This is a genomic window from Bradyrhizobium sp. 157, from assembly GCF_023073815.1.
Taxonomy (GTDB): Bacteria; Pseudomonadota; Alphaproteobacteria; order Rhizobiales; family Xanthobacteraceae; genus Bradyrhizobium.
The window spans coordinates 16881-28903 of the sequence record NZ_JADPKF010000074.1; the positions used below are offsets into that span (position 1 = coordinate 16881).

The following is a 12023-nucleotide window of genomic DNA, read 5'->3' on the forward strand; positions in this document are numbered from 1 at the left end:
AGCTAGTGTTCTTTGGACACGGCCGGAGCTGTGCGGATGCCGGCAATTGCGTGTCCCGGACGCGGCGCAGCGTGCAACGCTGCGTCGCAGAGCCGGGATCCATGTCGGGCATCCAAAGTGCGGCAAAATGGGTCCCGGCTCAAGGCCGGGACACGAGAGTGGCGACTGCGGCTACGCCGTCGCTCGGATCACCTTGGCGACCTTTTCGATAATCTCGCCGATCTGGTTTTCGGTGATGATCAAAGGCGGGGTCAGCGCCAGCGTATCGCCGGCCACCCGCAGCATCAGATCGTTGTCGTGAAAGGCGCTGTTGAGCCCGGCAAAGCCGCGCTTGCCCGGCGCATCCGCAACCGGTGCGAGATCGATGCCGGCTGTCAGGCCGATGGTGCGGATATCCACGACGCCCGGCTCGCTGCGCAGCGACATTACCGCGTCGGCGAATTTCGGCTCGAGCTCACGCGCGCGCTCGAACAGCTTCTCGTCACGGTAGATGTCGAGCGTCGCAAGAGCCGCGGCGCAGGCCAGCGGGTGCGCGGAATAGGTGTAGCCATGGGTCAGTTCCACGGCATATTCCGGGCCGCTCATGAAGGCATCATGGACGGTGTCGCGCACCAGCACGCCGCCCATCGGTGCCGCGCCATTGGTGACGCCCTTGGCGAAGGTCAGCATGTCGGGCGTGACGCCATAGCGTTCGGCGGCAAAGGCGAAGCCGAGCCGGCCATAGCCGGTGATGACCTCGTCGAAGATCAGCAAGATGCCGTGCTTCTGGGTGATCTCGCGCAGCCGCTTGAGATAGCCCTTCGGCGCCGGCAGCACGCCGGTCGATCCGGCCATCGGCTCGACGATCACCGCGGCGATGGTGTTGGCGCCATGCAGGTTGACGAGCCGCTCGAGTTCGTCGGCGAAATGCGCGCCGTATTCCGGCTCGCCTTTGCTGAAGGCCTGCTTCTCGCGGTCATAGGTCGCCGGCAGATGGTCGACGCCGGTCAGCAACGAGCCGAATAGCTTTCGGTTGCCGACGATGCCGCCGACGGAGGTGCCGCCGAAGCCGACGCCGTGATAGCCGCGCTCGCGGCCGATCAGGCGGATGCGGCTGCCCTGGCCGTTGATCTGGTGATAGGCGAGCGCAATCTTTAGCGCGGTGTCGGCCGCCTCCGAGCCGGAATTGCAGAAGAACACATGGTCGAGCCCGTCGGGTGCCAACTCGGCGATGCGGCTCGCAAGTTCGAAGGCCTGCGGGATACCGAACTGGAACGGCGGCGCGTAGTCCAGCGCCTCGGCCTGCTTGGCGATCGCCGATGAAATTTCGGTGCGGCCGTGTCCGGCATTGGTGCACCACATGCCCGAGGCACCGTCGATGATCTTGCGGCCATCGACGGTGAAATAGTGCATGTCCTTCGCGCCGGCGAGCAGCCGCGGGTTCTTCTTGAACGCCCGGTTCGCGGTGAACGGCATCCAGTGCGCGGCGAGATCGTTCGGAACGTTGACGGGGGTGGGGCGGGGGCTCTTGTCGAGCATGGAAGGCCTCTTCTGAGTTTGTGAGCGGCTGGCTGCAAACCTATCAGTTTCGTCGCGGCACGGGAACGCCAACACGACGCGATATTTTCGGACAGTTCAGAGGTCGGCCGCGGCGATCCAGAATACTTCGCCCTCGGAATCCTCGGTGTCGAGCCAGAGCAGCGGCAGTTGCGGATAGGCGGCTTCGAGTTGCGGACGGCAGCGGCCGATCTCGCATAATAGCCCGCCCTGCGGCGTCAAGTGCGCGGCCGCCTCGTCGAGGATGCGCCTGACAATGTCGAGACCGTCGAAGCCGCCATCGAAGGCGAGTTTCGGTTCGGCACGGCATTCGCGCGGCAGGCCGGCCATGCCTTTCGCATCGACATAGGGCGGATTGGAAATGATGAGGTCGTAGCGTTTATCCCCCAGCGGGTTGAACAGATCGCCGCGGTACAGCGTGAGCCTGTCCTGAAGCCCATAATCGCCGACATTGCGCGCGGCGACTTCGAGCGCATCCTTTGAGATATCGACCGCATCCACCGCGGCATTCGGAAAATTCCGGCTGGCCAGGATGGCAAGACAGCCCGAGCCGGTGCAGAGATCGAGCACGCTTTCCACCGTGTCAGGGTCCGAGATCAGCGAGCCGGCCTCGTCATCGCCGTCGCGGCCGAAGTGCTGGTCCAGCAATTCGCCGATGAAGGAGCGCGGCACGATGGTGCGCTCGTCGACGTAAAACGGCAGGCCGCGCATGTAGATTTTGTTGACGAGATAGGCGGCGGGCTTTCGCGTGGTGACGCGGCGCGCGATCAGATCGAGGATCTTCTTGCCTTCGGCGGCGGTGACGCGCGACGTCGCGAACGTCTCGAACTGATCGGGGTGCAGGTGCAGCGCTTCGCAGACCAGGAACGCGGCTTCGGCAAGCGGATCGGTGGTGCCGTGTGCAAATACCAGCTTGGCTTCGACGAAGCGGCTGACGGCATAGCGGGCGAAATCGAGCAGGGTCAGCAATTCTCCCGCGCCGACCCTGGGAAATATCGATGCGGTCTGGCCGCGCTTCGCCGCCGGCTTCGTGCGCTTGGCCATCAGGACTTGGTCCAGCGCGCGGCTGCGGCGTCGTCATGATCGCGCGCCTCGATCCAGCTTGCGCCTTTTTCGCTTTCCTCGCGCTTCCAGAACGGCGCGTTGGTCTTCAGATAATCCATCAGGAATTCCGCCGCTTCAAAGGCCGCCTGGCGATGCGGCGAGGCGGTTACCACGAGCACGATGTTTTCGCCAGGTGCGATGCGGCCGAACCGGTGAATGATGGTGAGGCCCTGCAAAGGCCAACGCGACAGCGCCTCGTCGGCGTGGCGCCCGATCTCCGCCTCGGCCATGCCGGGATAATGCTCGAGCGTCAGGGCTGCGATCGGTTCGCCGTTCTCGCTGCCGCGGCAGATGCCGCTGAACGTGACGACGGCGCCGATATCGGTACGGCCTTTGGTGAGCGCCGCGATCTCCTGCGCAGCGTCGAAATCCGCTTCCTGGATGCGAATGGTCGCGGTGATGGACATAGTAGGTCAGCCGCCGGTCATCGGCGGGAAGAAAGCAATCTCGCGTGCGCCAGCGATCACGGCATCCGGCTTGACATGGGCTTGGTCGATCGCGGCGCGGATCACCTTCGGTTTTTCGAAGGCATGGGCGTAAGTCTCGCCACGGCTGGAAAGCCAGCCGATCAGATCGCTCACCGTGCGCACGTCAGCCGGCGGCTCGACGGTTTCTTCCGCCACGCCGACCCGCTCACGCACCCAGGCGAAATACTTGACCCTCATCCCTCATCCTCCTTGATGAGGTGGTGGATTCCGGCGCGGAAATAATCCCAGCCGGTGTAGATCGTGAAGAGCGCCGACATCCACAACAGGACAATCCCGATCAGGGTGGTCGCAGCCAGGAGCTGCTCGCCCGCCTCGCCCGCGATCAGAAAGCCGATCGCGACCAACTGGATCGTGGTCTTCCATTTGGCCAGCTTGGTCACGGGTACGCTGACCCGCAACGCCGCGAGATATTCCCGCAAGCCCGAGACCAGGATCTCGCGGCACAGGATCACGATGGCGGCCCATAGCGTCCAGCCGTGGATGCTGCTATCGGCTGCCAGCATCAAGAGGCACGACGCTACCAGGAGCTTGTCGGCGATCGGGTCGAGCATCCGGCCAAAGGCGGACTGCTGGTCCCAAATTCGCGCATAGTAGCCATCGAGGTAATCCGTCACGGCGGCGGCGATGAAGACCGCCAGCGCTACCCAGCGCAGCCAGAGCGGGCCGTCCTGGATGGATTGGGCGAAAACGCAGCCAACCACCACCGGAATGGCGGCAATACGAGCGTAGGTTAGGATATTCGGCAGGGACAGGGTCTTGGCCTGCCCCCTGGTTGTCGCGATGTTCATCCGTCTTACCAATACCGCTGGAGCGTGAAGGTCAACCGTGCGGACTTAGATGATCTGTCGCAGGCGACGCCCAAATGACCAAATGACATACCATCCGGCTCGAAGTCCCCTTAACCCGGCTGGGCATGGAAAAATTCAAAAATCTTGCGAGCGCTTTCGGCGCTAACGCCCGGAACCTTGCCGAGATCCGCGAGCGATGCCCGCTCGATCTCCTTCAGCGTTCCGAAGTGATGCAGCAAGGCACGTTTGCGTGACGGGCCGATGCCCGGGATCTCCTGCAAGCCCGCTTCCCTGATGTCTTTTTTCCGCAGCTTGCGGTGCGAGCCGATCACGAAGCGATGCGCCTCGTCGCGCAGCCGCTGGATGAAATACAGCACGGGATCGCGTGGTTCGAGCTTGATGGCTTCGCGGTTCGGCATGAACAAGGTCTCGCGCCCGGCATCGCGGTCCGGGCCTTTTGCCACGGCCATGAGAGAGACCTGGGTTAGCCCCATACCGTCGAAAATCTCCCTGACGGCGTTGAGCTGCCCCCGGCCGCCGTCGATGATGACGAGGTCGGGCCATTGCGGAAACGAGTCATCGTCAGGCTTGGCTTTGGCCGCGTCGCCCTCCGGCGGCTTCAACAGCCGCTTGAAGCGCCGCTCCAGCACTTCGCGCATCATCGCGTAGTCGTCGCCGGGCGTCAGTCCCTCGGACTTGATGTTGAACTTGCGATACTGGTTCTTGATGAAACCATCCGGCCCCGCCACGATCATCGCGCCGACCGCGTTGGTGCCCTGAATGTGGCTATTGTCGTAAACCTCGACACGCTTCGGCACCTGCGGCAGTCCTAGCGTGCTCGCCATCGCTTCCAAGAGCCGGCTCTGCGTCGCGGTATCGGCGAGCTTGCGGCCGAGCGCCTCGCGCGCATTGGTCAGCGCATGCGTCACCAGTTCCTTTTTCTCGCCGCGCTTCGGCACCGAGATTTCGACCTTGTAGCCGGCCTTGACGCACAGGGCGTCGGCCAGCAGCGCGCATTCCTCGATGTCATGCGACAGCAGGATGAGTTTCGGCGGCGGCTTGTCGTCATAGAATTGCGCGAGGAACGAGGCCAGGACTTCCTCAGGCGTGAACGACTTCTCCGCGCGCGGGAAATAGGCGCGGTTGCCCCAGTTCTGGCCGGTGCGGAAGAAGAACACTTCGACGCAGTAATAGCCGCCTTCCTGATGGATGGCGAACACGTCGGCCTCTTCCACGGTGCGCGGGTTAATGCCCTGCTGCGACTGGATCGCCGACAGCGCGGCGAGACGATCGCGATAAAGCGCCGCCGTCTCGAATTCGAGCTCGTTCGATGCTTTCTCCATCTCGGCGGCGAGCAGTTCCTTCACGGCGTGGCTGCGGCCGGACAGGAAGTCGGTCGCCTCGCGCACCAACTCGCTGTAGCCGGGAAAGTCGATCTCACGCGTGCAGGGGCCCGAGCAGCGACGGATCTGGTACAGCAGGCACGGCCGCGTGCGGCTTTCGAAAAAACCGTCGGTGCAGGAGCGGATCAGGAACGCGCGCTGCAGCGCCGTGATGGTGCGGTTGACCGCGCCGGCGGATGCGAACGGCCCGAAATACCGCCCGGGCCTGGTTTGGGCACCGCGATGCTTGAGGATCTGCGGCGCCCAATGATCGCCGGTGATCAGGATATAGGGAAACGACTTGTCGTCGCGTAGCTGCACGTTGAAGCGCGGCCGTAGCTGCTTGATCAGGTTGGCTTCCAGCAGCAGCGCTTCGGTCTCGGTCGTGGTGGAGACGATCTCGACCGTGACGGTCGCGGCGATCATGCGCAGGATGCGCGCCGGCAGCGGCGCGTTGGCGCGGGCGTAGGAAGCAAGCCGCTTGCGAACATTTTTCGCCTTGCCGACGTAGAGCACGTCGCTGGCGGCATTGAGCATGCGGTAGACGCCGGGCGAGGTCGGCGCCAGGCGGACCGCATTTTCGATGGCCGTGTGGCCGATCGCCAGCGGGCCTTCGGCAATCGCCTCCGCAGGTTCCTCAGGGGCTTCCGGCAGGCGAGCCTCGTCATCCTCCTCGGCGGCGGATGTCGCGGGATCGACGTCGGCGGCGGTCAGGTCCTGTGGCGGCAAATCCGGCTGGGAACCCTGCCGCGCCTTGCGCGGAGGCTTCGGATGGTCGGTAGAATCGTGATCCATGGGCCTAAATTAAGCGCTGCAGCACGGCATCGCCAGCGCTCGCGGCGCGCTCTCCCCCAGGAGGCGCCGGTAACGCTTCCTTAAGACTGATGGGCGGGCGGGTAACCCGGCTTAACAAGCCTTTAACTTAAAACTCTCGATAAATCTGAGCGAAAAGATGGGGTTCCGTAACCAGGCCGGTCTCTCGCCGGGATTGGCTACGGCAGTTGCGTGGAGTTGCGTGATGAGCAGGGGTGTATCGGGCGCGCTGGCGCTGATCGCTGCAGGCTGGACCTTGTCGGCGCAGGCAGCAGACCTCTACGGATCGCGCGCACCCAATACCGTCAACCAGTCGCTGCTCCGTCCCGATAGCTGGGCCGGTCCCTATCTCGGCGCCAACCTCGGCTACGCCTGGGGATCGGTTGCAAACAACCCGACCAAGCCGTCCGGTTTCGTCGGCGGCGTTCAGGCCGGCTACAATTGGCAGAACGGACCGTGGGTGTTCGGTCTCGAAGGCGACATCCAGGCGACCGGCGCCGAAGAAACCTTCGCCCCATGGAAATTTTCCAATCCCTGGTTCGGCACGGTTCGCGGCCGCGCCGGCTACGCGCTCAACAACGTCCTGTTCTTCGGCACGGGTGGTCTTGCCTTCGGCGAGCTGCGCGCCACCACCTTTGGCCTGACGGAATCCCATACCAATGCAGGCTGGACGCTCGGCGCCGGCGCCGAGGTGGGCCTGGCACCGAACTGGAGCGCCAAGATCGAATATCTCTATGTCGATCTGGCCAACAGCAACTTCGTTATTACGGGCGCGTCGAACGGTTACCGGTTCGGCCTGATACGGGCCGGCGTGAACTGGCGCTTCTAAGAAAAAAGAAACTATCGGCTACCACCTCCCGGCGGCAGTAAGTCGCCGGGATTTTTTTGTCTTCAACTGGGCGCCCGGTTCGAACTGCGATACGATTGTATCATGCAGACGGGACGGCCGAGTCTGACTGCGTTGGGTGCTGCCCGCCTGCGTGCGGCGCATCAGGTACTGGACAACGCCTCGATCCTGGTCGATCCGCTCGCATTGCGCATTCTCGGAGACGATATTGAAATATCGCTCGACCATGCGCGGGCCCACACGTCCGGGCCGCGACTGCGGTGGTTCATTGCCGCGCGGTCGCGGATCGCCGAGGACGCCCTGAATACTGCGGTGGAGGCCGGAACGGCGCAGCTCGTAGTGCTCGGCGCCGGTCTCGAGACGCTGGCTTATCGGACGACGGTAGCGCATCGTTTGCGGATTTTTGAGGTCGATCATCCGGCGATGCAGGCGAGCAAGCGCCAGATGCTGGCCACTGCAGCGATTGCCGTGCCGGATTCCCTGGCCTACGTCGCGGCGGATTTCGAGCGTGATAGGCTGTCGGAAAAGCTCGAAGCTGCAGGCTTCGATGCCGGCAAGCGCAGCTTTTTCAGTTGGCTCGGCGTCGTGCCGTATCTGACCGAACCGGCAATTTTCTCGACGCTCGGCTATATTGCGCAACTGCGAGGCGGCGCCGAGGTGGTGTTCGACTATGTCAACCCGTTGGCTTCGATCGCACCCGCCGGACGCGCGGCGCATCAGGCGCTGACTGAGCGCGTGGCAGCGATGGGGGAGCGAATCCAGAGCTATTTCGATACCGCGCTGCTGGGCGAAAAAATGCGCGCGGCAGGGTTTCGGCAGACGCGAGATATCGGCCCAGCCGAACTCGCAAACCTTTTCTTTCCGGATGCCGAACGATCGGCGCCGGCGCGCGGCGGCCATATCATGCATGCGTCAACGTTGAGCGGCAAAGCCGCTCCAGTCGAGCATCGCAGGCAATAAAGTCCGTTTTCAAACGCGAGCGTCAGCTCACGAAGAAATCACCAGGTTGACCGCCTTGGGGCCTTTGCCCTTCTTGTCGGGTTCAACCTCGAACGTAATGCGCTGCCCTTCAGTCAAATCCTTCAATCCGGCCCGCTCGACAGCGGTGATGTGCACGAACACATCGCGGCCGCCATCATCGGGCTTGATGAAGCCGTAGCCGCGTTCTCCATTGAAGAACTTGACTGTTCCAGTCATGGCCATCGGGAAACTCCTCCCCCGTATTGCTCCGCCGCCACGCGCACCTCGCGTATCGGCCGACCGGACATTCGCTGCCGGAAGCTTGGCCACCTGAGCCGATCGGGTTCACGCCGCCGACCGACCCGGATCTTATTTGGCCTTGATCACTCCGCCGCAACCATTCGCGGAAGCGGAACGTAAAGCCAGTCCCAACGGACTGAGCATAATACGGTTTCGCGTAAACTGACTACGGCGATTCGCACTTTTCACCGGCCCGCGCCGCCCCTTAGGGCTTGGGCGTCTCCAGTTTGAAGCGGCCGGCCCCGCCCTGGCCCAGCGGTTTTTCGAGCTCGGGCAGAATTGCCTTCAACTCACCCGCCAGCGTCCACGGCGGATTGACGATCAGAAGCCCGGTGGAGGTGAGGGGGCCGCCCGGCGCCTGCGGCGCAACGCTGAATTCGAGCCTTAAGCATTTCCCGGCTGGCTTACTGGCAGCGGCTGCCTCAGCGACCAGGCGCGCCAGGGTGTCGGCAGCGCGCCGGCTCTTCACCGGATACCAGATCAGGTAGCTGCCGGTCGGCCATTTGGCGTAGGCCTCGGCAAATCCGCTGGCCAGCCGCTCGAATTCGTCCTTTTGCTCGAACGCGGGATCGATCAGCACCAGACCGCGCCGCTCGTTGGGCGGCACGAAGGCCGGCAACGCCGTCCAGCCGTCGAGATCGACCACTCGCGCCTGACTGTCGCGGCGCAGCGCGTCGATCAGTTGCCTGCGGGCATTGGGCTCGATTTCACAGGCTGTGAGGCGGTCCTGCGGCCGCAGCAGCGAGCGGGCGATCAGGGGCGATCCGGGATAGGCCTCCAGCTTGCCGGGGGCGTTGAATGCCCTGACGATATCGAGATAGGGGCTCACCAGCGGCAGCGCGGTTTCCGAGAACCGTGCCTGCATCACCCGCGCAATGCCGGTCAGCCATTCGCCGCCGCGGCGCGCCTCCTCAGCCGTAAGATCATAGCGCCCGGCGCCGGCATGGGTGTCGATGACGCGAAACGGGGCCTGCTTTTCCTGCAGATAGGTCAGCATCCGCACCAGCACGATGTGCTTGATGACATCAGCAAAGCCGCCGGCGTGAAAGGCGTGTCGGTAGTTCATGGCAGTCGGCCGATCAATTGGAGCAGACGAAAGTGTCTTCTACTCGTCAGGGCCGGCCTTGTCGTCCTTCGCGAAACGCTTCGGAGGACCATGGCTGAAAACCCGGCGAAGCCTTTGGCGAAGACGGGTCCTGCTCGCAAACGCCTCACGATCAGGGCCGAAACGGCCAAAGACGCCTTGGTGCAGATAGGTCCCGGCCATCCACGCGTCTTGCAGATGACGATAAAGCCGTGGATGACCGGGAACGCAGACAACTTCGAGCAGTCTGCGCAAAGCGGACCGCCATGTCCTGGCATGACGGTGAGCGGATCTTAGCTGCCCCGTACCGGCGGCATCACCACCTCGTCACGCCGGCAGGCGCGGCGGTCGATTTCCTCGCAGGCGCGGAATTGCATGTCCTTGCTCAGGCAGATCCGCACCTCGCTCAGGCGCCGGCTGGAGCAGGTCACCGACATCGCCGAACTGCTCAAGCCCGGGTTGATCTTGATGAAGGCCTGTTCGAGATCGCTGGGGGCGATGGTCTTCTCTTCGGACAATTGCAGGAATTCCTCCGGGATCTTCACCGCCGCGCGCGCTTTCCGGATGCTCTCGAAATAGGCTCGCGCGCCAAGACCCGAACAGGTGCCGTGCTTGTCCCATTCGTTGAAGATCAGGCCGGGCGCCGGCATCAGGTCCAGCATCGAGGTCATGATGTTGCGATCGAGCCGCGGCGAGGGCCGTTGGCAGTATTCGGGAAATCCGCGCTCATATTGAGGCCACAGGCCGTGAACCACGAAGGAATAGGGGCGGCTGCACTGGGCCTGTGAACGCCCGCTATTGCCGCGCTCAGCCGCTGCCTCGCAGAAGGAGGGCGACCAGGAAAGAGCCAGGACATAAAAATCGAATTCGCCCGGCGCGTTCTGGCGGCGGTCCTGTGCGGCCGCCGTCCCGGCCAAGGCGGCAACAAGCGCCAGTGAAATCAAAACCCGCGAAATAATGATGGACCGGTGCATCGAACGCCCCCTCTACTAGACTACCGGGAGCGTAGCAGGGAGCCGGAACATTTCAAGAACAAAATTAGCTGATTCCGCAAACTAGCCGGAAGCGGGTCTGTTTAACCGTCGGAAATGGGGAATCAGGGCCGCGCGGCTCGGCAGCCCGGGCTATAGGCCCAGTTGCGGTCAAGCCCGGTCACGCACCATTCGACGCCTTGGCCGAATCCTGCAAAGCCGCCATCCTCGATAATCGAGTAGTGCACGGTGCGCATCTTCCCGTCGCTCAGCATCACGTCACCGCTGCAGTAGCGGCGCGGAATGTTGTCGGACTGCCAGGGCCGAAATGCGGTTTCATGGATCCGACCAAAGCCGGTGATCACCAGCGCCGAATTCCAGAACTTGCCCTCCTTCTCCCGGAATTGATAGGCGATGGTCGACAGCGCCCGCTCGCACTCGGCGACGCGGCCGTCATACTTCGGGCCTGACAGCCAGAAATTCAATTCCAGGGGATTCGCGGCCTGGGCGGCATGGCTGGAGACCAGCAGAGCGAGCGCCGCCGCCATAGGGCCAAGTGCTCTGGGGCCAAGTGTTCTGGGGCCAAGTGCTCTGGGGCCGAGAGCTCTCAAGGATGTGAACAAATTGCGCATGGGAATCCGCCGGTAAGTCAACGCATGGGACGGTGCCGCGAAGCCCTGACAAGGTCAAGTGCAACGCGGCAACACCTGACAGCCAAGTCCGCCTCGTGCCGCAACCATTCTTTTCACGGCCACCGGCGCACACTATGGTGAGCTTCGAGCGAAATGGAGCCTGCGATGCGAAGAATTGTGGCCACGTGCCTGATTGCCATGGGCGGATTGCTGGCGGGGGCGCCGGCCCAGGCGCAGTGGTGGGATATCGACACCGTGCCACCGTTCAAGGGCAATGACACCGGTGGCATCATCGCCTATCCGCTCGCTAGGCAGGCCGACGCCCGCCAGCTCGCCGTCGATCACTGCGCCCGCTACGGCAAGGTGGTGAAATTCCTCGGTGTGCAGCCCAATTACGGCGGCTACGTTTCGTTTGCCTGCCGCTGGGTGCCCTATGGCGCCGCTGAGCGGCCGCTGCGGACGCTTTACTGAGCGCTGCCGCTACCTGTTTTCCGGCTGGACATGTTTTCGCCACGCGGAGCGTGTGTTCACTTCGCACGAAGACGAATGCCATGGAAGAATTCAGCGGGGGCCTGCTTATGAGACGACTGCTTCTTGTGTCTTGCTCGGCCGTTGGTGTGCTTGCTCTGTTGTCGGCAAGCAGCGCCGTCGCCGTGGAGTTGCCGGTGCGCAAGGCCGGCCTGTGGGAGATGAAGGTGCTGAGTACAGGCGCGCCGGTGCCTGAGATGACTATGCAGCAATGCACCGACGAGACCACCGACAAGGACATGAGCACTGCAATGTCGCCGATGGCCAAAGAGATGTGCTCGAAGCAGGACATCCAGAAGACGGCGGCGGGGTATGTCACCGATTCCGTCTGCGGCATCGCCGGCATGACGATCAAGTCGCATGCCGAGATCACCGGCGACTTCAATTCCGCCTATACCGTGAAGTCGACCTCGCGCAGCGAGGGGGGCCCGGCCGGCGGGGGGCGCGACAACACCACGACGATCGAGGCCAAATGGCTTGGCGCTTGCAAGAGCGATCAGAAGCCCGGTGACACCATAATGCCCGGCGGCATGAAAATGAACATCAAGGACATGGAAAAGCTGAAGTCCATCATGCCGAAGAAGTAAGCG

General features: G+C 63.2%; 14 protein-coding genes. 4 read left to right on the top strand and 10 right to left on the bottom strand.

Annotation, left to right across the window (positions count from 1 at the left end):
• Positions 1-171: 171 nt before the first annotated feature.
• The 6 genes from IVA95_RS18360 to uvrC all read right to left on the bottom strand — a co-directional run bounded on the left by IVA95_RS18360 (position 172) and on the right by uvrC (position 6093).
• Positions 172-1518, bottom strand: coding sequence for an aspartate aminotransferase family protein (locus IVA95_RS18360; RefSeq protein ID WP_247511757.1), 1347 nt, complete (start codon positions 1516-1518; stop codon positions 172-174).
• A 96-nt stretch (positions 1519-1614) separates the two neighbouring features.
• Positions 1615-2580 carry a 50S ribosomal protein L3 N(5)-glutamine methyltransferase gene (gene prmB, locus IVA95_RS18365; RefSeq protein WP_247511758.1) on the bottom strand — a complete coding sequence of 322 codons (966 nt, stop codon included), beginning with the start codon at positions 2578-2580 and terminating at the stop codon, positions 1615-1617.
• Positions 2580-3047, bottom strand: coding sequence for a molybdenum cofactor biosynthesis protein MoaE (locus IVA95_RS18370; RefSeq protein ID WP_247511759.1), 468 nt, complete (start codon positions 3045-3047; stop codon positions 2580-2582). Before IVA95_RS18370 ends, prmB begins: the two co-directional genes overlap by 1 nt.
• Positions 3048-3053: 6 nt before the next feature.
• Positions 3054-3305: a molybdopterin converting factor subunit 1 gene (gene moaD, locus IVA95_RS18375; RefSeq protein WP_065731425.1), complete on the bottom strand. Its 252-nt coding sequence runs from the start codon at positions 3303-3305 to the stop codon at positions 3054-3056.
• Positions 3302-3916, bottom strand: coding sequence for a CDP-diacylglycerol--glycerol-3-phosphate 3-phosphatidyltransferase (gene pgsA, locus IVA95_RS18380; protein WP_213248090.1), 615 nt, complete (start codon positions 3914-3916; stop codon positions 3302-3304). Before pgsA ends, moaD begins: the two co-directional genes overlap by 4 nt.
• Before the next feature lie 110 nt (positions 3917-4026).
• The gene (uvrC, locus tag IVA95_RS18385) at positions 4027-6093 is read right to left on the bottom strand and encodes an excinuclease ABC subunit UvrC (protein ID WP_247511760.1); all 2067 of its coding nucleotides are present in this window, start codon (positions 6091-6093) and stop codon (positions 4027-4029) included.
• Between the two features lie 223 nt (positions 6094-6316).
• Between uvrC and IVA95_RS18390 the strand changes: the two genes are divergently transcribed.
• Together IVA95_RS18390 and IVA95_RS18395 are read left to right on the top strand one after the other, a co-directional pair.
• Positions 6317-6940 (top strand): outer membrane protein, encoded by a 624-nt coding sequence (locus IVA95_RS18390; RefSeq protein ID WP_247511761.1) that lies wholly within the window; start codon positions 6317-6319, stop codon positions 6938-6940.
• 102 nt (positions 6941-7042) lie between these two features.
• Positions 7043-7918 carry an SAM-dependent methyltransferase gene (locus IVA95_RS18395; RefSeq protein ID WP_247511762.1) on the top strand — a complete coding sequence of 292 codons (876 nt, stop codon included), beginning with the start codon at positions 7043-7045 and terminating at the stop codon, positions 7916-7918.
• A gap of 27 nt (positions 7919-7945) precedes the next feature.
• Here IVA95_RS18395 and IVA95_RS18400 read toward each other — a convergent pair whose 3' ends face one another.
• The 4 genes from IVA95_RS18400 to IVA95_RS18415 form a co-directional block, all read right to left on the bottom strand.
• Positions 7946-8161: a cold-shock protein gene (locus IVA95_RS18400; protein ID WP_028350729.1), complete on the bottom strand. Its 216-nt coding sequence runs from the start codon at positions 8159-8161 to the stop codon at positions 7946-7948.
• 262 nt (positions 8162-8423) lie between these two features.
• A complete protein-coding gene (rlmJ, locus tag IVA95_RS18405) occupies positions 8424-9284 on the bottom strand; it encodes a 23S rRNA (adenine(2030)-N(6))-methyltransferase RlmJ (protein WP_247511763.1) in 861 nt (286 codons plus the stop codon).
• Between the two features lie 311 nt (positions 9285-9595).
• Positions 9596-10276, bottom strand: coding sequence for a ribonuclease T2 (locus IVA95_RS18410; protein WP_247511764.1), 681 nt, complete (start codon positions 10274-10276; stop codon positions 9596-9598).
• A 122-nt stretch (positions 10277-10398) separates the two neighbouring features.
• Positions 10399-10821 (bottom strand): hypothetical protein, encoded by a 423-nt coding sequence (locus IVA95_RS18415; protein ID WP_247511765.1) that lies wholly within the window; start codon positions 10819-10821, stop codon positions 10399-10401.
• Between the two features lie 249 nt (positions 10822-11070).
• Between IVA95_RS18415 and IVA95_RS18420 the strand changes: the two genes are divergently transcribed.
• A complete protein-coding gene (locus IVA95_RS18420; protein WP_247511766.1) occupies positions 11071-11376 on the top strand; it encodes a hypothetical protein in 306 nt (101 codons plus the stop codon).
• 107 nt (positions 11377-11483) lie between these two features.
• The gene (locus IVA95_RS18425) at positions 11484-12020 is read left to right on the top strand and encodes a DUF3617 family protein (RefSeq protein WP_247511767.1); all 537 of its coding nucleotides are present in this window, start codon (positions 11484-11486) and stop codon (positions 12018-12020) included.
• Positions 12021-12023 lie beyond the last annotated feature (3 nt).